This is a genomic window from Caballeronia calidae (genome assembly GCF_900044055.2).
GTDB classification, from domain to species: Bacteria; Pseudomonadota; Gammaproteobacteria; order Burkholderiales; family Burkholderiaceae; genus Caballeronia; species Caballeronia calidae.
In genome coordinates, this window is the sequence record NZ_FCOX02000004.1 from 245,216 (window position 1) to 263,184 (window position 17,969).

The following is a 17,969-nucleotide window of genomic DNA, read 5'->3' on the forward strand; positions in this document are numbered from 1 at the left end:
CTACATGGCAACGAATCCCATGGTCGCCCAGGGCGTCCTAAACCGGCTGCGCGCCAGTGTGGTCTGCCCAAACTTCACCAACCTGAACGTCACAGCTCCATATATGAGCAAGGCGTTTGTGCGCGTTGCGTTCAACGGAAAGTTCGTCGAAAAGATCGGCACGGCCACGGGCGCGGTCAACTCGCCCGAACCCTACGTCATCACCACGGTGACAGTCGGCCTGCTACGCACGCAGCCGCTGTCGGCCGCATGGCTGATGCAGTCTCAGACGAACAGCAACATCGGTTCCATCTCGGTCCATAGCGACACTGCGGCGTTCGCGCCGATCACGCTCGTGAACACGACGATCGGCGACATCGACCCTGGAGCTTTCGACGGCACTGACCCGGTCGTGCGGCTGACTTTGGAAGGCATCTTCTACTTGAATAACGATCTGTGGTCGTACGCATGACGCAAATCAACGAAGCCATGAACCTGGTCGTTCCGGTCGTCACCGACGTGGTCCGAGAGAAGAAAGACGGACAGGACATCGAGACGGTCGTGGTGCGCGTATGGGCGTACCACAACCCTATCGCCCGCGAAGTATTTGAGGCGAACTACCGGGTGCTGGCGGCGACAAAGGCCGCACTGTCAGGTCGCGGAGCGGCTTACGCAATGGACGCTGGGCCGCGCATCGCCGCTTTGACGTTGCGCGATGAGGGCCTGCGAGACGCGGAAGCTAGGGGGCGCTTCGATGCCAATGGAAATACGATCGACGAGGCTGTGCCTGCGTTGCTAGCGGAGATCAAGCGTTTGACCAACGTAATGGTGCCGGGCAGCGGCGGCTGGGACTTCATGCCGGTGGAAACGGCGATCGCCGCAGGAAAGATCGATGCAGAAGATTGGTCGGAGGCGGAGTCCGCAATCGTTTTTTTTACGTCTCACTGGTCGATGGCGAAGAAAGCGGAACGCGCGCGCGTGGCCCGATCAGTGGCTTCAGTGCTCCGTGCATCGATCACGTCCTCGTCGCCTATGGAATTCGCCGCTTCCTTGCCGAGCTCGACAACGGAAACCACTTCGGCGAAGCGGGCGGCGTCGTCGGATCCATCCTGAGGTATGTAGCAGGTGAGGGATTTCGGGAGACGGTCGAGCGTTTCGGATCGCAGTATCACGACGCTCGGGAGTTCCGTGAACGCCACGTGCTCGAACTGCTTAACGCACTGAGGATGCCAGGTGTCTAACAAGCCAATCATCGACATCGCGATTGATGACAGCCAATTTCGCGAGTTCTACGAGATGTTCCAGGAGTACGAGGAACGTCTTGCGGAGATGCCCGAAGACTGGCGTCGCGTTGATGACACCGTGCGCAAGGCGGAAAAGGCCATGGCCGGCGTGTCGGGCGCATCGGCATCTTCGAAAGAGTACTTGATGATCGCGGCAATCCAGGCGGACGCGATCGCGAAGGGGATCGACAAGGCGACCACCGCGAACAAGTCGTTTGCACACTCTGCAAAAGAGGGCTATTCGTGGATGTCGAAGACTGAGAAGTCTGCGCTGAATGTGGCGAAATCGGTTTTTGATATGGGCAAGTGGCTTCTGAAGCTTGGCGCCATCGGCGGCGGCGTCGCTGGCTTAGGTGGAATTGTCGGCACGATGGGAATGCGCGAACTGGCCAGAGGCGCGGTTTCCGATCAGCGTGAAGCGCGCGGTGTCGGCGTCACCACTGGGCAGTACAAGGCTTTCTCCCAGGACTTCGGGCGGTACGTTGATCCGTCGATCCTGAATAAGGTCTCTAATGCGCAGAATAGCTACGAAGGCCGGATGTGGCTGGGTCAGGCAACTGGCTTCGACCAAAATCGAGTGACAAACGAGAGTCCGGACCAACTTGCGATTCGAGTATTGACGCGCGCGCACGAATGGTGGCAGAAGACTACTCCAGAGATGCGCACAGAAGAAAACATGCGTTCTACGGGTTTCTCTCAATCCGGTATGTCGCTTGAGGATATGCGCCGGATCGGCAACACGCCGATCGAAGAGCTGCGGTCCGCAGGAAAGAACTACGGCGCAGACCAAGGCGCGCTGAATGTCAGCGACAAATCAACGAATGCCTGGTACGAGTTTGAGAACCAGCTTCAGCGCGCGGGCAACACGATCGAGACGGCGCTCACCACCAAACTGTCTGAGCTAGCTCCGTCGCTGAGCGACTTTTCAAAGTCTCTGACGCAAGATGCGAGCAAACTGATTAATGACATTCTCACGCCCGAGAATCTGAAGGGGATTGAGGATGGGATAAGCTCGCTGACGAGCTACCTTGGCTCGCCACAATGCAAAGAGGACATCAAGAGTCTTGCAGCCTCCGTGAGCAGCATAGCCTCCGGTGCAAAAGGGTTTGCTGAACTCATCAATAAAGTCCTGAATCCGTTCTCGGATACGCCAGCCGCACAATCGGCTCAAGATCAAAAGCAGATCGGCGCAGGATTGAGCGCAGCCTGGGCAGATGTCAAGAACGGAAATCTGTCCGGCGCGTGGGAGAAGGTGAACGCGCCGTTGCCGGGGGCGCAGCCGCAGGGCACCATGCAAGAGAAGCTAGACGCGGTTCGTCACGGGCTCAACATGCCGTTGGACCCAAAGGCCCATCTCGCCGAGCTGAACAAGCAATATGGCCTGCCTGCAGGCACGCTCGAGGGAATGTGGAAGAAGGAATCATCCGAAGGGAAGAACCTGACCGGACCGAAGTTGAAAGGCGGAGATCAGGCTATAGGCGACTTTCAGTTCACTGCGGCCGCATGGAAAGACTGGGGAAAGGGCGGCGACCGCTTGAGCTTTAACGATGAAGCGGATGCCGCAGGGCGGTATATGTCGTCGCTCCAAAAGCAGTATAAAGGCAACATCGGAAAAGCTCTCGCGGCGTACAACTGGGGGCCTGGAAATGTGAACAAGGCAGTTGCGGACGGCGGCGAAAACTGGAACAACCGCCTTCCCAATGAAACCGCGAACTACCTTGCGCAGATTCTCTCCGAGATCAAGAGGCAAAATTCGTCCAAACCAGCGCTCAAAGTGACGAACAGCACCTCCGCTCAGGTAGCCATGCAAGCCAACGCTGCAGGGCTATGACATGTCGTTATCCGATACCGTTTCCGCAGCGTTTCGCAGCACATACGATCTTGCGTTTCAGATCTCGCCGATCATACTGAACGGAGGGATTGTCGCTGGAACGCTGGGCGGCATGATGCCAATCATCGGCCTGAATGGGCAACTCACATCGCTTGCATCAAGCGTTCTGACCGGAGGGGGGCTCAGCCTAGACGACTTCTATGCGAGGTTTGTTCCGCTGCCGGGAAGCGCGGTAATCAGCAACGCTATCGGAACGTATCCGTTCGCAAATCAGCAAGTGGCGGCGAATGCGATCATCACGCAACCGAGGCACGTTTCCATGATGATGATTGCCCCAGTGAAGGATGCATCGGGATACCTTTCGAAGCTGGCCTTGTTTACGGCACTGCAAACTTCGCTGCAGGCACATTGCAATGCGGGCGGGACGTTCCATGTTGCAACGCCTTCTTTCCTATTCACCGACTGCCTGTTAACGAGCATGACGGATGTGACGACGGGAGAGTCGAAACAACAGCAGATTCAATGGCAGCTCGATTTCGTGAAGCCGCTTGTCACGCAGCAAGCGGCGCTCGCGGCTTATAACGGACTGATGGGAAAGATCGCTGGTGGTGCACAGGTGCTGCAATCGTCGGCAGCAGGCACATCGATTTGGTCCAGCGCAGTGGCGGCTGCGGGGTCGGCAGTGCAGGGTGCCGTGCCGGGCATCACTGGCATGTCGGGTGCCGTCAATACGTTCCTATCGCAACCGTCATGACGACCCTTGTTCCATTCAACCCATCGAACGCGACGTCGCCTCCGTTCCAGGCAATTTTCATTCTTGATGGTCAGGCATATAGCGGCGTCGCAACGTGGAACCTCACTGCGCAACGCTGGTATCTGACGCTTCTGGACCAGAGCGGCAAACCTGCGTGGAGCGGCGCTCTTGTTGGCTCCCCATTGAGCGCCGATATTTTCCTAGCTCCCGGCATTTTCTCGAGCTCGACGATCCTGTATCGAGAAGATTCCGGAAACTTTGAAGTGACACCGTAACATGCGCTATTACGACATTGCCCTGAGCGACACCGGCAGCGCCACGCCGAACAAACGATGGACGTCTCATCCCGGTGGGATCTTCGACCCTGAGGCGCAGAATATCGAGTTTGACATCCCGGTCGCTGCCCTTGGGGCGCCGATGGGTGCGCAGAGGTTAACCATCGAAGGCATTTCGCTGGAAGACCTACAGCAGCCTCAAGCGTACACGGGCAATCAGCTGTTGATGAAAGGCGGGATGCAAGCAGGACTTCCGCTAGCAAACGCGAAGCAAGCCGGACCGTTGCTCGCCGGGCGGGTATTTCAGTCTTTTGCCAACTGGGAAGGCACTGAGATGACGCTCGATTTTGTGCTGACTCCGACGCAATACACGCCGAGCGAGCCTGGCAACTTCGTTTTGAACTGGGTGGCAGGCACCAAGCTATCGGACGCGTTGCAGCAAACGCTGTCGGTTGCCTTTCCTGATCTTCCAATCTCGATCAATATCAGCGACCAGATCGTCGCGAACCGGACGATCCCGCACGCGTCCAAAACGCTCACTGAGTTGGCGCAGTTCATTCTGCAACTGACCGACGGCCAGTTCCTGGGGGCGAGTTACACGGGTGTCAGCGTCGTGGCACAGAACGGCAAAATATTGGTCTTCGACTCGACCTACACGCCTGAAGCCATCCAACTGCAGTTCACCGATTTCGTTGGCCAGCCAGCATGGATCGACGTGAATCAGATGCAGCTCAAGCTTGTCATGCGCGGCGACCTTCAGGTCGGAGGGCGGATAAAGATGCCGCAGCTTACATATGCCAGCGATTTTGGTCCTGCAATCATTCCGGCAACCGCAGGAATAGTGCAGACGGCGGCGACGTCTGCTCCTTCGAGCTTGAACAATTCGCTAACCTTCCAGGGCACGTTCTCGATCATCGCAATGCGTCACATTGGCAACTATCGCTCGCCCGACGGCGCGAGCTGGGTCACCGTCGTCAACTGCGTTCCGGTTTCGTAGCATGGCCGACAACTATTCGAAGCTCTGGCTTCAAAACAGTCTGAACCAGGTTGCTATCACGCGCGCGCAACAGGCTATCGAAAGTCTGGGGCGAGCGCTTCCCTGTCGAGTGACGGCGGTGGAGGGCGCGATCGTGACCATCGCGTTCGAGATGGACACCGCGCCGTGGACACTTCCGCCAATCACGATTCCAAAGGCTGAAAGCCCGTGGATTCGGATGCCGACTCAAGTCGGTGACCAGGGCGTCACGATGCCGGCCGACGTCTATCTGGGCGGTGTGTCGGGCCTAGGCGTAGGCACCGCAGATTTCAGGCAGGCGGGAAATCTAGAGGCCCTGGTCTTCGTGCCGGTGAGCAACGCGAGCTCGCCACCGATCGACCAGGACGCCGCGCAAGTGCAAGGACCGAACGGCACGATTCTGCGCACGACAGAAGGTACGACGTCCTCAATCGTTACCGATCAGAATGGCACGACGATCACGTTTGGCACGACATCGCTGGTGATCAATGCGACCGGGATCACTCTGACGGTTGACGGCCAGACTTTCACATGGGGTGGTTCTCGGGCGGTCTCAACGCTTCCTATCCAGGCTCCTGACGTCGTATTACCGAACGGCGGCGTGAATGGCCATTATCACAGCGGTGTCCAGCACGGTAGCGACAACACCGATCCAATGACCGGCTAACAGGGAATTCCGAACATGCGGACTTGGGGCCGAGTATGGGACGAGGAGGGCGATGCGACGTGGGTGCTCGTCCAGACCGACGCGAACGGCTACAACGATAACGTTTACCTTACGGCGCTTTGTCAGGTCCTGAAACTGAACCTCGGTGAAAGCCCGTTCTACGCGAATTATGGCATTCCGGCGCAGCAGACCGTCATCACGCAGGTCTTCCCTGACTTCTATGTGATGCAGGTGCAGCAACAGTTCGCGTCCTACTTCGCATCGTTGACGATCATGCGCGTGCAGAATGTCTCGTCTCCAACTTATAACGTAACTGTCGTCACTCACAGTGGCGCAATTCTCACGAGAACTGTAGCGACATGAGCACGATCCCGCTTGTCATGACGGCTACCGGCCCCGTGCCGACGGCGCCCGCTACGCTTTTGCAGAATCTCATCAATGGTGTTGCGGCCACTAATCCGGGCTACACCGCGAATCTACCCGGTGGGCTGATTGAAGACATCTCATCGACGGACGTGGGCGCGCTAACGACAATCGATCAAGCTCGCGTGGATGCCGTCAACAGCGTCACACCTTACGGTGCTAATGCCTTCGTCCTTGCGCAACTCGGCACCCAATTCGGTCTTCCACAGGGAACGCCGACCAATGGCAATGTGCTAGTCGTTCTCAGCGGGCCATCAGGGTATGTCTTTGCGCCGGGCTTTACTGTTGGCGATGGCACGAATCAATATGCCCTACAGGATGGCGGAGTAATCGAGTCATCCGGCCAGACTTCGCAGCTCTATGCTGTGGCGACGAATAGCAATATCTTTGCGATTCCCGCGAACACCGTGACGCAAATCGTCACGACGTTGCCTGAGGAGTACGTCGACCTGATTACCGTGACGAATCCGCAGGCGGGCACGTCTGCGGCAGGATCGGAGAGCGTGCAGAGTTATAGATCGCGTGTGTTACAGGGCGGAATCGTCACTTCGACGGGGACGCCGGCATATCTGAAGACGTTGCTCGAGAAAGTTGTCGGTGTGCAGGCTCGGCTCATCTCGGTCAACCAGGTCACGGGCGGGTGGCAGATCATCTGCGGTGGTGGTGACCCCTATGCGGTCGCGAATGCGATCCTTCAGGCGGTACCCGACATCGCGACGTTGCAGGGCTCTCAGCTTGCGATCAACGGCATGACAAATGCCAACCCGGTGGTCATAACGACGAATCTCGCCAGTGGGTACGCGAACGCTTCGACGTTCGTGGTGGCGGGCGCGTCGCCGAGCGCGTTCAACGGCACATACACGGTTGCATCGGTATCGGGAGACACGATCACCACGACCACCAATGGCAGCGGTTTTGGCAGCTACGTCAGTGGAGCGAAGTTTTCGCCAAACCCACGAAACGTGAGCGTGTCGCTTTTTCAGAACCCGAACACGTACAGCATCCTGTATGTGAACCCGCCACAGCAGATCGTTACGCTGTCCGTCACCTGGAATACCACGCTGACTGACTTCACCTCTGGAACGACCGTCAATCAGTTGGCCGCACCCGCATTGCAGGCATATCTGAATTCTATATATGCTGGGCAGCCGATTAACGAGCTCGCGATGACCGCAGTATTTCAGGGCGCTGTTTCGACTATCATCGACGCGTCGAACATCACAACGCTTGAATTCTCGGTGGAGATCAATGGCAATCCGGTGAGCCCGACCGTTGGCACGAGCATCATCCCGTCGGACCCGGAGAGCTACTTCTTCTGTTCGAACACCGGCGTGACAGTGGCGCAGGGGTGATCCATGCAGATCGAGTCATTTTCGACCGCTCCGCTTCAGGGTGTCGTTCCCAGCTATCTGTATTGGGAATTTTCGGATGACGATGACTTGCAGGCATTCGTCGCCAACTTCAATGATCTCGCGCAGGGATACCTGGACTGGTTCAATCAGACTCCGCTGGCTGTCTATACGTCGCCGTTCATATACGGGCCGTTGCTCGACTGGATTGGGCGAGGGATCTATGGAATTAGCCGTCCTGTGCTGTCATCGACAGCTAACCTGAGGCTTGCCGGATACAACGAGAATCCGTACAACACGGTCAGTTACAACGGTCTCTTCTATTCGACGAATCAAACCGCGTCGGCATCGAACGATGACATCTACAAGCGGGTGATGACGTGGCATCTGTATCGAGGTGATGGACAGCAGTTCACGATGCAGTGGCTGAAAAATCGTATTAGTCGATTCGTGAATGGCGCGAATGGGATGGATTGGCCAGTGCTTAACGATCCGCCGAATATTACCGTGTCGGGGAATGTCTTCACGGTGACGTCGTACGACAGCGTGGCGTATCAGGCACTTCAGCTCTGCTACGCGAATTCGATCCTGGAATTCCCGTTTCAATATCAGCTCGTCTTTATCACGGATAGTTTCGTGAATGACGGCGGGGTGTTGTATCTGCCCATCGCGCTCTCATACCCGACTGATCCGACTGGATTGCCCGATGGAGCGGTGTGGTGGAACGGCGGGGTGATCTCGGTGATTCCCGGCGTGATCCCCGACCCGACAGCGCCGCCTCTGTACTTCGATTTCACCTTTCCGCCTGATCTGCTCGCTCTCGGTGGCGGAAATCTGCCTCTCACGAATCCCGGCTCTGGCACGGGTCAACTCTGGAACAACGGCGGCGTCGTCTCGATCGCCTGATACCTATGACCATCTTCATGTTCGCCAACAACGTCAATACGACGTTGGCGGGGCCGATTTCGCCCTCAGCAACCTCGCTCACACTCTCCAGCGCGGCAAATCTGCCCTCATCGATCCCGGCCGGGCAGGTGCTCGTGATCGGGCTCAATGATGTCGGAACCCGCCAGAACTTCGAGATTATCTATGCGACGTCGATTTCTGGTGCGACATTGAGCGGGCTGTTGCGAGCCCAGGAAGGCACGACCGCGCTTTCATGGGGAACGGGCGATTTCGCGTATAGCGCACCGACCGCCGGTCAGATGCGGTCGTTCGGTCAGATTTCGGAGCCAAACACGTGGAGCGGTGATAACACGTTCACCGAGCCGGTTGCCATTGCGCCGGCGGTGTCACCGGGGCAGGCGGTGAATATCGATCAGTTCCCCGCGATTCTGAGCAGCAGCAATGGATCGCAGACGTTTCCGTCTCTGGAGATCGGAACGGGCTTCATCCTCAAGTTCGGCGAGGCTGCAACGAATGGATCCGGGTCGATGATAGCCACCTTCGCCGATGCGTTTCCGAATAACTGGCTGACAGGAGGTGGAACCGTCGTAAATGGATCGGCCATCGTCAACTCCGTGACATTGCGCAGCCTCAACAAGACTGGCATCCAGCTGGACGTGTTGAATGCGGCTGGATCGCCAATCTCGGGCGTGAATGTCAGTTGGTACGCGCTGGGCTACTGATTATGACTGGCATCTACGGACTACCTCAATCGCTGACTGGCGATGAGATCGTGACAATTCTTCAAGAGCAGAACGGCCTGATGGTCAAGTGCTCAATGCGACTCTCCGATCTCGCATCAATCTGCTCATCGTCGTCCATGGCGTGGGCATCACAACTTCCCATCACTAAACCGTCCAACCCGGGCGTCGTTTGGAACGACGGCGGCGTACTCTCCATCTCCTGAGAAAAGCAAAATGAAGAAATTTCTCCTTGCGGTGCTTTTCGCACCGCTGGCGGCGCTCGCCCAGACATATCCATCGCCAACGTTCCAGAACCTCACGGTGCTTGGTACATCAACGGTTCCGTATTCGCTCACCTTCAATAATCCGAGCGCGACGACAGTAGCGGGCAAGCTGAATCAGATCGTCAACTTCACGGACTTCGCCCCGCATTGCGATGGATCTACCGCCGACAACACGGCGTGGAGTAACGCCATTTCGACGATCGGTTCTACGCCGACGACGCTCATCGTGTCATGCCCGTCGAAGATCAGTGCGGGCCTGACGTTCGCACCGAATACGCAGCTCGATTTTCAGGGCAATGGGAAGATCGTCGGCACGTCAGGAAGTGAAGTTGTCCAGGTGCAGCAGCAGATTCTCGCAGGTCGGACCCAGATCTTTTCGAACTTGACGCCGCAGGCTGATGTTGGAATGACTGTGTATCCCGAATGGTTTGGGGGCAGTATCTCGGCATCGGATTCATCGTCCGGCTTCAACAGCGCATACAGCTTTCTGCAGAATGTCGGTGGTATTGTTAGCGCCGCGGCTGGTACCTACACCTGGCAGCACACAGTCAATGTCAAGGCGAACATTGCGCTGATCGGCGCAGGGCAGGGCGCCACGAACATCAACGTCACGGGTACGAACGTCAATGGCATTAACGTGGCGGGATCCCTCGGTACGCCGCTCGCATTGCCGTCCTTGTCGAAATTCAGCATTACGTCTGCCACGCCAGGCACATCGAACATCGGCATCAACCTGTCCTATACGGCCCTTGCGACACTGAGCGAAATTCAGGTCAACAACTTCTTTGTCGGCATTGATATGGAGTGCGCGACGAATACGTTGTTCGATCACATGGGGACAACGTACACGTCGTCGGTCAACGGCTTTATCGGCTGGGATATTTATGGCAACGGCTGCACGGGCGGCAATGCATCGTCTGTCTGGCGTGATACGTACGTCCAGGGATCAGGGGCATATAGCGGACCCACCGGGCAAATCGGCTATCACGCGCACGGCAACTACGTATCGGATCTGTACTTCGATAACGCGCAGACCGCTGAAACCAACTATGGCTATTACTTCGACTATTCGACGGCGACGGCCGGCGGCTATGCCGATGTGATCATTCATAACCCGGTGGTCGATGGTTTCACGACGCAAGCGATTTTTGCCAACGCGATCCCGGCGCAACAGATGCTCACGATCTTGGGCGGCTGGCTGAACCCGGTGAGCATGCTTGCGGAGACCGACGGCATCTACTGCAACAACTGCGTTGGTTCGCTGCAAGCTTCCAATGTGCAGATCGGCGGGGAAGCCAACTATGCGTATGCGGTCGGTGTTCGTCTTATCAACACGACTAATGCGAAGATCTCAGGCAGCGCGTTCAACGACAACAAATATGCGATTCAGGAAACCGGATCATCGCGCAACGTCTATACCGGGAATTCGGTCTACAACACGTCTGCGCACTCGGGCTCTGCTGCAATCAGCGTCACGGGATCGAGCGGTTCGATCGTGTCCAACAATACGATCGATGGGTACAACACATACGGCATCCTGGTCGACGCAACCTCGTCGTCGGTTTCAACGCTGAACAACACGATCAATAGCGCCAACATCGGCACACCGATCCAGAACTCGGGGTCGAGTCCGATTGGGAGTGGCTGGACGGGGACGGGGGCTGGCGTTCTCGCCACGTCGCCGAGCATCTCTAGCCCAACGATCACGGGATCGTTGACGGCCACTGGACTGGTGACGACATCTGACCTCGCCACTCAGGCGGCAAACACGGTTCTTGCGAACGTGACCGGATCGACCGCTAGTCCGACGGCATTCAGTATGCCGAGCTGTAGCGGCAGCACGTTGAGCGCGCTGCAATGGACGTCCGGCACGGGCTTCACGTGCGCGACGCCTTCCTCGACCGGATCTGGATCGGTTGTTTTGGCGACGTCACCAACACTCACGACGCCCAATCTCGGTACGCCTTCCGCAGTGACACTCACGAACGGCAGCGGCTTGCCGATTTCTTCGGGCGTTTCCGGATTGGGCACGGGCGTAGCGACGGCGCTTGGAAGTGCCGTTACCGGATCGGGTGGCCCCGTACTGGCAACCTCACCGACGATCACGACACCGACGATCACCGGGGTGACGAGTGGCAGTTGCGCATCCTCGGGCAATGTCGGTCAGTGTGTTTCATCGAACATTCCGAACGGTTCGGCGGTTTCGCTGTCGAGCGGGACTGCATCGAACGTCACATCGATTTCATTGACGGCAGGAAACTGGATTGCCGCTGGCAATGTGTGCTTCTCACCGGCCGGATCGACGACTAGCAATTATGCCCTGGCTGCTTTGAATACCGTCTCAGCACCTGCATTGCCGACGACGCCGAACGGTGGCGCAGAGCACAACCAATCTGCGGCAATTGTGGCGTCGAACGGTTCGTACTGTCTTCCGACGGGCACGGCGCTCTATACGGTGTCGGGAAGTACCACGCTTTACCTAGTTGCCTTCAGCAACTTTTCTGTATCGACGATGACGGCTTACGGCTATATCTTCGCGATGCGCTTCAATTGATCTGATCGCCGCTCACGAGGCGGCTTTCTCGATTACGGGGTTCCTGTGACAACTCACGACGAAACTATTTCTGCGATTGCAGGGAATGAGCAACGAATAGCGGTACATGAGGCCGTGTGTGCCGAACGCTACAAGGGAATTCTCGACTCGTTCAAGCAGGGTGATGGACGGATGCAGCGCATCGAGAAACGGTCGCAGAGGATCGAATACATCATCTACTTTCTGATTCTGGCCGTACTCATAGGACCGTCCAACGCACTCCATTTCGCCGAAATGGTGTTCAGATGACACCCGCAGAATTCATCGCTGCTATCGCTCCGGCCGCGCGCACATCGATGCTGTCGACGGAGATCCCGGCCAGCTTCACGGTCAGTCAGGCTGCATTGGAGTCTGCGTGGGGCGCGCACTGTCCTGGGTTCAACCTGTTCGGGATCAAGGCCGATCCTTCGTGGAAAGGTCTCTTCACGTCGCAGGTCACGAATGAAGTCGTCAACGGCAAGACGATCAAGATCACGGCCAAGTTCCGCGCTTACTCGGATTGGCTCGGCTCGATCGACGATCACGCGCAATTCCTGTTGACGAATCCGCGATACAAGTCGGCATTCGCATACACGAGCGGCGCGACGTTCGCGAAGGCGATTCAAGCGTGTGGTTACGCGACGGATCCTCAATATGCGCAGAAGATCATCGCGATCATCCGTGCGCACAATCTGTCGGTGCTGGACATCACCGCCTCATCCTGAGTTTGCGCATTCGCGCAATTTCGCAAAGAGCCGCCTTCGAGGCGGCTTTGTCGTTTCTGGAGCATCCAATGACCCGTTGCAGCCATGATGTGCCGCTCGAACAACCGTGTGACGCGTGCCCGGCCGAAGGGCTCGCTAAAGTGACGCGCGCGCACACCGAAAAGGAAACGCTTTCGGTGTCCGTCAATATTCCGGAACACGCCGAGCGCAAGACAACGGCGTTGTTCGAACGGACCCGCAAGGAGCTGATCGAGCGCGAAGGCGGGCGCTGCTTCATCTGCAACGCGACCGCCGCAGAGTCCGGCCATCCCCTTGAGGCTCATCATCATCCTATCGAACGCTCACTGGCCGAGCTGATCGACTGGGACCGCTTCAAGGTCGATGCGCAATCCTGCTATTGGGGCGAGCGCATCAAGGCATTCGACTGGGGCAACTTCACCGACTGGACGCAGTTCGTCGACGACATGACGGTCAACGGCATGTTGCTCTGCAAGGCGCATCACATCGGTAAAGACGAGGGCATTCATGCGATGCCGTTTCCGCTGTACATCGCGCAGAAGTACGCGAAGGAGGGCTACCAGTTCTCCGATATCGAAGTCATCCACCACGCAATATAGGGCTCAACATGCCAAACACTTCTAGCCTAATCACAGGCGGCCTGACCGTCGGCGCCACCCAGCTCGTGCCCGCAGTCGAGTGGGTTCTCTCCGGGTGCCATGGATCAGTTCCCGAGAGCGTCTCGACGCTCATCGCGGGGCTTCTCGCGGCCGGCATCCACGCGGCATACAACACTGCCGTCGCACGCGGCGCAACCAAGCAGTAATCCTGGCCGGCAGGGTCAAATCTAAAAGGATCTATCATGAGAAAAATCATTATCGGCTGCATAGTAGCCACCGCGGTCGCTCTTGCGGGCTGCTCAGCTCAGCAGATTCAAACGACTCAGACGGCTGCGCAAAAATTCCAGGCTGATGTCACGCTTGCGTGCAACATCTTTGAGCCTGCCATCGCGCCGTGGGCGCCGCTTTTCGTTGGAAACCCGGCATTTTCCGCTTTTAACATCGATGCGACTGCGGTTTGTGCCGGGAATGCCTTGCTGAACTTGGCCTCGGTCTCGAATGTGGTAAACAGCTCGGGCGCTGCCGCGCAGGCCGCGATCGCACTGATTCCAGGTCTGACGCCGCAGCAGGTCGCGCTCGCGCAAAGTGTCGTTGGCGCCTTGGCAGGATCGCTGAAGAACGCCTATGCGGCGTATCAGTCCTCCGTAAGTTTGACGACATCGATGAGGTGAGCGAGCGCTCTCGGCTGCGATTACTCATCCATACCTTCGTGAAACAGATGAACGTCTCGTCGTCGACGACACTCTACGTTGTGGCGAACGCGGGGAGCGTAACCGGCGGTTCGGGGGCTACCGTCAACGGAAACGTGGTCTGTCGGCGAGCGAGTTAGGGGCGACGCCTGTCGACAGCAGCTTGCGCAGGAAGCGGCGCGCAGGCTGTTCAAAATAACGATGCGTGCCGAGCGACAGCACGACGATGGCGCCTAGAATGATGGTCGTGCGGCCGATGAAGATCGCGATGTTCTCCGGCGTGGCCGGGACGAAATCTCCCGGCGCCATCTTCTCGATGACGATCATGTGCAGCAGATACATCGAATAGCTCGCTTCGCCGAGCGCGACAAGCGGCCCATACGATAGATGCCTGACGCCGTATCGCGCGCAGTAGAAGATAACCAACGCGATCGAGGGCAGCAATCCAATCATCCCCACCACTTCAGATAGCCGCGGCGCGCCGATCTCATTGCGCAGCACGAACAGAGCGATATCCAAAACGGCGATCGACAGCGCGAACCGTGCGACGCGGAATTCTTTTGCGCTGACGCAATGCCGTGACAACAGCATGTGCGCATGAGCCAGTGCGACGCCAGTCAGGAATTCGAGCACACGCGGATACGGCGCAATGTAATTGAACCAGTCGGAGAACAGCGTCTGCGGCGCGGCCTTTGGGTTCTCGACCACGCCGAGCAGCGAACCGACGTGATCGATAAACGCCGTGTGCTGCTTGAGCCAAGACAGCGCGACGGCCGCGACAGCGCCGATGATGAGCGCATTGACGACAGCAGAACGGGGCGCGCGTACGCGCAGCATCGCGAGGCAGATCACCGGATACGTCAGGTACAGGAAGAACTCCGTGCTGATCGACCAGGCCACATAGGTGTAGTGGAAGGCGAAGACGATCGGGGTATTGCCGACGAAGCCGTAGACCCAGCTCTGCACGCCAGCCAGAAGATAGGCCAACGCCTGTAGATATTCGAGGCGGTAGGAGTCGGGCGCGTACAGAAAGAAGTTTCCGCCCACCACGTCGAACGCCGCCAGCGCGAAGAACAGCGGATACAGGCGGCTGAACCGGGCAACGGCAAAGGCATACAGCCCTCTCGCTGAAGACATCATGCCCGAATAGTTGTAGTGGATGATGAAGCCGCTTAACACGAAGAACAGCGACATGCCGAGGAATGAGCACTGGTGAAACGGGTCGGCGAGCGGCACTCCCGGGCTCAACTTCATGATGACCGGCCAAAGGTGATTGATGACTATCGATGAAGCAGCGATGAATCTGAGCCCCGTTAGGGACGGTATTTCAGTCTTGTTCATGTGGTCTGGTATAGGTTTTGTTGAACGAATTCTAGCGCGAAACATACCCCTCCCTTCCCCAGCGGACCGCGGCGAAATATTTCGGGACGGAAGAGAGGGGGGAAGCTGTCACAAACACTGTATGAGTTCGGTTTATCGTTTCTAATATCCAGCACGCAGCCGGTCGCAAACCCGTTAGAAATGGCACTGCAAGTCATTGATTTTTCTATGACTGATGCGCTGTTTTGCGCTGTTTTTTAGTATTGCCTTTTTTGGCTGAGATCCTTACTGGATAAGCCTTGGACGGATTTTTGGTTGTACTCGTACTCGATGTCGGTCTCGAACGGCCGCACGACCACGCCATGCGGGCGCCAGACCTTCGCCGCGAACGGCTCGACGATCGAGATGCCGAGGCCGCCCGCGACCATCGCGTAGCGCGTGTGCGCGGTGTCGGTGAAGACCGTGTAGCGCGGCCGGTCCTCGGTGGACGAAATGAGCGTTTGTTCCGCCTCGTAAGGCTGGCGCGAATTCGGCAGCCAGCCGATGAGCTTCTCGCCGCGCAAGTCCGCCGGACGCACGATTTTCTTTTTTGCGAGCCGGTGCGTCGCGGGCATCGCGCACGACGCCGGCGCCTTGAGCAGCGTCTCCACGACGATCCCGGCGATCGCGGGAAACGCGAGGCTCAGCGCGACATCGGCCTTGTGGTTCTGCAGGTTGACGAGCACTTCGGGCACTTTCACCGAATCGACCTTGATCGGCACACCGGGATGGCGCTCGGTGAAGTCGGCGAGCACGGGCGGCAGGAGCGTCGTCGCGAGCACGGGCGTGCACGCGACGGTGAGGCCGTCGGACGCTTCCTCGCGGATCATGTCCGCGACCTGCTTCAGGCGCTCCAGACCGAGAAAGTTCTCCTCGACCGACTTATAGAAGCGCAGGCCGGCGGTCGTCGGATTCAGGCGTCCGCCGACACGCGAAAACAGGCTGAAGCCGAGATCGGCTTCGAGATCGGCGATCAGTCGGCTGATCGCGGGCTGGGTCACATGTAACTTTTTTGCTGCGCCGACACTGGTGCCGGTCATGATGAGGCTGCGAAAGGCCTCGATCTGGCGAAAACGGATCATCGTGCTAACGGCTCTGTATCGGCTGTTGAAACGTATGGGGCGACGCAGATCTTATAGGAAACAAATACTTGCTGCCTTAAACCTATGCGGCGGCCGGTGCGCGCCGCATGCATCGCGGCGAGGAATCGAACAAGTATTCGAAAAATTTAGTGAATATAAGCACATGTGAGTGGCATCCGTCTTATTGATGCTGAAAACATACATTAGAGTTGCGACCTTTTGGGATTCGAGAGAATTTGAACATTAGAGTTGCGAACTGCCCGCAAACGCTTGTCTGTCGTGCTCTTATTTATTTTTGCCCGGAAGAAATACGCGCGCGCAGCGTTGGCGACTTGGCGTCGGCCAGACTTTCTCGCCCTGAGATTAGTTGCGAGCAATCGCACCGGCACCCAATTCCCATATAATTAGCTTCCCGGGCGGGTATGCAAGACGTAAGCACCGGTGATCGTGGCGTCCCGAGTGCAAGCTTTGCGTCCTGGAAGGCAATCTCAATGACGCTGCGGTCAAATGCGGTGCGCAACTCGCAGAAGAATCGGCAACAACTCAAGCAGTCGTGGCCCACCTGCCGCGCTGGGTTTTCGAGAGAAGTTTCAAAGCAGAGGACGGCATGCGGGGTCGTCAGCCTATTCGCACATTGGCGTGACAACCGCCTTATCGCCAGTCTAGATTCAACTTGGGAGTCCCCTCTAGCATAGCCGGTTAGACGCCGGTAGTCCCAGGAGGCGCAAATAGATTCGCGACAGGAACTTCCAAAGCGTCAGCGAGCTTCTCAAGATGGAAAATATCGGAATTCTTCTTTTGAATCTCGAGCAACGAAACAAAGGTTCGGGACAGGTGTGCGTTTTCGGATAATGCCTCTTGTGACCATCCTTTCCCGTTCCGGAGCGCCTGAATATTCGCCGACACGCGTGCCCTGACAGAAGAAGAGCCTCTGATGGCCATGACCGTCCGATCTTGAAATAGCGAAAAAACGTCGACGCTCAGCGCATCCGAGAAACGCTCTAAGGTGTCGAGCGACAGATTCAACGTCCCGCGTTCGGTCTTCACTACTCGCGTCCGATGGAGGCCGAGCGTCGCCGCAAGCTCCGCTTGGGTTTTATCAATTTCCTCACGTAGTTCACGAACGCGTCTCCCTATGACTGCCGGGATGTTTTCATTGTCGCTGGGCATAGCGCGTGAGCTTGATGGAAAAGACTCACGCTGACCAACCCGTTTTGTTGCACCAGTCTTTGTTGCACATCGCTTTGATGCACAGTAGAATGCATTGCAACCCGATCACCGCGCTGCGACCTTGCGTGAAGAGACAGGCGGATGAGCCGCCAAAGAGCGGAAGCCTATTGACCAGTTGCATGGCCGAATAGGCAGCTACGCCGTGCTTCTTCCTCGTAGGGTTATCAATTACCGGTCGACGCGGGTTTTCGTTTCGGCTAGACGGTA

Annotated in this window: 19 protein-coding genes; 16 read left to right on the plus strand and 3 right to left on the minus strand. The window is 57.4% G+C overall.

Going from position 1 to position 17,969, the window contains the following annotated elements; translation table 11 throughout:
• Positions 1 to 4 precede the first annotated feature (4 nt).
• The 16 genes from AWB78_RS48220 to AWB78_RS06595 all read left to right on the plus strand — a co-directional run bounded on the left by AWB78_RS48220 (position 5) and on the right by AWB78_RS06595 (position 14,073).
• Positions 5 to 451: a hypothetical protein gene (locus AWB78_RS48220; RefSeq protein WP_157697426.1), complete on the plus strand. Its 447-nt coding sequence runs from the start codon at positions 5 to 7 to the stop codon at positions 449 to 451.
• A complete protein-coding gene (locus AWB78_RS06525) occupies positions 448 to 1,092 on the plus strand; it encodes a hypothetical protein (RefSeq protein WP_062603360.1) in 645 nt (214 codons plus the stop codon). Before AWB78_RS48220 ends, AWB78_RS06525 begins: the two co-directional genes overlap by 4 nt.
• Before the next feature lie 120 nt (positions 1,093 to 1,212).
• Positions 1,213 to 3,093: a lytic transglycosylase domain-containing protein gene (locus AWB78_RS06530; protein ID WP_062603362.1), complete on the plus strand. Its 1,881-nt coding sequence runs from the start codon at positions 1,213 to 1,215 to the stop codon at positions 3,091 to 3,093.
• A 1-nt stretch (position 3,094) separates the two neighbouring features.
• Positions 3,095 to 3,847 carry a hypothetical protein gene (locus tag AWB78_RS06535; protein ID WP_062603364.1) on the plus strand — a complete coding sequence of 251 codons (753 nt, stop codon included), beginning with the start codon at positions 3,095 to 3,097 and terminating at the stop codon, positions 3,845 to 3,847.
• A complete protein-coding gene (locus AWB78_RS06540) occupies positions 3,844 to 4,122 on the plus strand; it encodes a hypothetical protein (protein WP_062603366.1) in 279 nt (92 codons plus the stop codon). The genes AWB78_RS06535 and AWB78_RS06540 overlap by 4 nt, the downstream gene beginning before the upstream one ends.
• 1 nt (position 4,123) lies before the next feature.
• On the plus strand, positions 4,124 to 5,119 hold the full coding sequence (locus AWB78_RS06545) for a hypothetical protein (protein ID WP_232477622.1): 996 nt from the start codon (positions 4,124 to 4,126) through the stop codon (positions 5,117 to 5,119).
• Between the two features lies 1 nt (position 5,120).
• Positions 5,121 to 5,804, plus strand: a complete 684-nt coding sequence (locus tag AWB78_RS06550; protein ID WP_198399226.1) for a hypothetical protein — start codon at positions 5,121 to 5,123, stop codon at positions 5,802 to 5,804.
• Between the two features lie 15 nt (positions 5,805 to 5,819).
• A complete protein-coding gene (locus AWB78_RS06555; protein ID WP_062603368.1) occupies positions 5,820 to 6,167 on the plus strand; it encodes a hypothetical protein in 348 nt (115 codons plus the stop codon).
• Positions 6,164 to 7,579, plus strand: a complete 1,416-nt coding sequence (locus tag AWB78_RS06560) for a hypothetical protein (RefSeq protein WP_063958939.1) — start codon at positions 6,164 to 6,166, stop codon at positions 7,577 to 7,579. Before AWB78_RS06555 ends, AWB78_RS06560 begins: the two co-directional genes overlap by 4 nt.
• A 3-nt stretch (positions 7,580 to 7,582) precedes the next feature.
• Positions 7,583 to 8,482, plus strand: a complete 900-nt coding sequence (locus AWB78_RS06565; RefSeq protein ID WP_062603370.1) for a hypothetical protein — start codon at positions 7,583 to 7,585, stop codon at positions 8,480 to 8,482.
• A 5-nt stretch (positions 8,483 to 8,487) separates the two neighbouring features.
• Positions 8,488 to 9,204: a gp53-like domain-containing protein gene (locus AWB78_RS06570; RefSeq protein ID WP_062603372.1), complete on the plus strand. Its 717-nt coding sequence runs from the start codon at positions 8,488 to 8,490 to the stop codon at positions 9,202 to 9,204.
• 234 nt (positions 9,205 to 9,438) lie between these two features.
• Positions 9,439 to 12,042 (plus strand): beta strand repeat-containing protein, encoded by a 2,604-nt coding sequence (locus AWB78_RS06575; RefSeq protein ID WP_062603374.1) that lies wholly within the window; start codon positions 9,439 to 9,441, stop codon positions 12,040 to 12,042.
• Positions 12,043 to 12,087: 45 nt separating this feature from the next.
• The gene (locus AWB78_RS46335) at positions 12,088 to 12,330 is read left to right on the plus strand and encodes a hypothetical protein (protein WP_157697427.1); all 243 of its coding nucleotides are present in this window, start codon (positions 12,088 to 12,090) and stop codon (positions 12,328 to 12,330) included.
• The gene (locus tag AWB78_RS06580) at positions 12,327 to 12,785 is read left to right on the plus strand and encodes a glycoside hydrolase family 73 protein (protein ID WP_062603376.1); all 459 of its coding nucleotides are present in this window, start codon (positions 12,327 to 12,329) and stop codon (positions 12,783 to 12,785) included. Before AWB78_RS46335 ends, AWB78_RS06580 begins: the two co-directional genes overlap by 4 nt.
• Positions 12,786 to 12,853: 68 nt before the next feature.
• Positions 12,854 to 13,402 carry a hypothetical protein gene (locus AWB78_RS06585; protein ID WP_232477623.1) on the plus strand — a complete coding sequence of 183 codons (549 nt, stop codon included), beginning with the start codon at positions 12,854 to 12,856 and terminating at the stop codon, positions 13,400 to 13,402.
• A 242-nt stretch (positions 13,403 to 13,644) separates the two neighbouring features.
• Positions 13,645 to 14,073, plus strand: coding sequence for a hypothetical protein (locus AWB78_RS06595; protein WP_062603380.1), 429 nt, complete (start codon positions 13,645 to 13,647; stop codon positions 14,071 to 14,073).
• Positions 14,074 to 14,196: 123 nt separating this feature from the next.
• Here AWB78_RS06595 and AWB78_RS06600 read toward each other — a convergent pair whose 3' ends face one another.
• From AWB78_RS06600 to AWB78_RS06610, 3 genes are all read right to left on the minus strand, one after another.
• Complete coding sequence (locus tag AWB78_RS06600) at positions 14,197 to 15,432, minus strand: acyltransferase family protein (protein ID WP_074173398.1); 1,236 nt, start codon at positions 15,430 to 15,432, stop codon at positions 14,197 to 14,199.
• 236 nt (positions 15,433 to 15,668) lie between these two features.
• Complete coding sequence (locus AWB78_RS06605; protein WP_232477624.1) at positions 15,669 to 16,490, minus strand: LysR substrate-binding domain-containing protein; 822 nt, start codon at positions 16,488 to 16,490, stop codon at positions 15,669 to 15,671.
• Between the two features lie 741 nt (positions 16,491 to 17,231).
• On the minus strand, positions 17,232 to 17,702 hold the full coding sequence (locus tag AWB78_RS06610) for a helix-turn-helix domain-containing protein (RefSeq protein ID WP_062603386.1): 471 nt from the start codon (positions 17,700 to 17,702) through the stop codon (positions 17,232 to 17,234).
• Positions 17,703 to 17,969 lie beyond the last annotated feature (267 nt).

What these genes read in the sequence shown, in the direction of transcription:
- AWB78_RS06525 (WP_062603360.1), top strand. Translation starts at nt 448, where the DNA reads ATGACGCAAATCAACGAAGCCATGAACCTGGTCGTTCCGGTCGTCACC.
- AWB78_RS06550 (WP_198399226.1), top strand. Translation starts at nt 5,121, where the DNA reads ATGGCCGACAACTATTCGAAGCTCTGGCTTCAAAACAGTCTGAACCAG.
- AWB78_RS06600 (WP_074173398.1), bottom strand. Translation starts at nt 15,432, where the DNA reads ATGAACAAGACTGAAATACCGTCCCTAACGGGGCTCAGATTCATCGCT.
- AWB78_RS06545 (WP_232477622.1), top strand. Translation starts at nt 4,124, where the DNA reads ATGCGCTATTACGACATTGCCCTGAGCGACACCGGCAGCGCCACGCCG.
- AWB78_RS06575 (WP_062603374.1), top strand. Translation starts at nt 9,439, where the DNA reads ATGAAGAAATTTCTCCTTGCGGTGCTTTTCGCACCGCTGGCGGCGCTC.
- AWB78_RS06540 (WP_062603366.1), top strand. Translation starts at nt 3,844, where the DNA reads ATGACGACCCTTGTTCCATTCAACCCATCGAACGCGACGTCGCCTCCG.
- AWB78_RS48220 (WP_157697426.1), top strand. Translation starts at nt 5, where the DNA reads ATGGCAACGAATCCCATGGTCGCCCAGGGCGTCCTAAACCGGCTGCGC.
- AWB78_RS06605 (WP_232477624.1), bottom strand. Translation starts at nt 16,490, where the DNA reads ATGACCGGCACCAGTGTCGGCGCAGCAAAAAAGTTACATGTGACCCAG.
- AWB78_RS06580 (WP_062603376.1), top strand. Translation starts at nt 12,327, where the DNA reads ATGACACCCGCAGAATTCATCGCTGCTATCGCTCCGGCCGCGCGCACA.
- AWB78_RS06585 (WP_232477623.1), top strand. Translation starts at nt 12,854, where the DNA reads ATGACCCGTTGCAGCCATGATGTGCCGCTCGAACAACCGTGTGACGCG.
- AWB78_RS06555 (WP_062603368.1), top strand. Translation starts at nt 5,820, where the DNA reads ATGCGGACTTGGGGCCGAGTATGGGACGAGGAGGGCGATGCGACGTGG.
- AWB78_RS06570 (WP_062603372.1), top strand. Translation starts at nt 8,488, where the DNA reads ATGACCATCTTCATGTTCGCCAACAACGTCAATACGACGTTGGCGGGG.
- AWB78_RS06565 (WP_062603370.1), top strand. Translation starts at nt 7,583, where the DNA reads ATGCAGATCGAGTCATTTTCGACCGCTCCGCTTCAGGGTGTCGTTCCC.
- AWB78_RS06535 (WP_062603364.1), top strand. Translation starts at nt 3,095, where the DNA reads ATGTCGTTATCCGATACCGTTTCCGCAGCGTTTCGCAGCACATACGAT.
- AWB78_RS06610 (WP_062603386.1), bottom strand. Translation starts at nt 17,702, where the DNA reads ATGCCCAGCGACAATGAAAACATCCCGGCAGTCATAGGGAGACGCGTT.
- AWB78_RS06560 (WP_063958939.1), top strand. Translation starts at nt 6,164, where the DNA reads ATGAGCACGATCCCGCTTGTCATGACGGCTACCGGCCCCGTGCCGACG.
- AWB78_RS06595 (WP_062603380.1), top strand. Translation starts at nt 13,645, where the DNA reads ATGAGAAAAATCATTATCGGCTGCATAGTAGCCACCGCGGTCGCTCTT.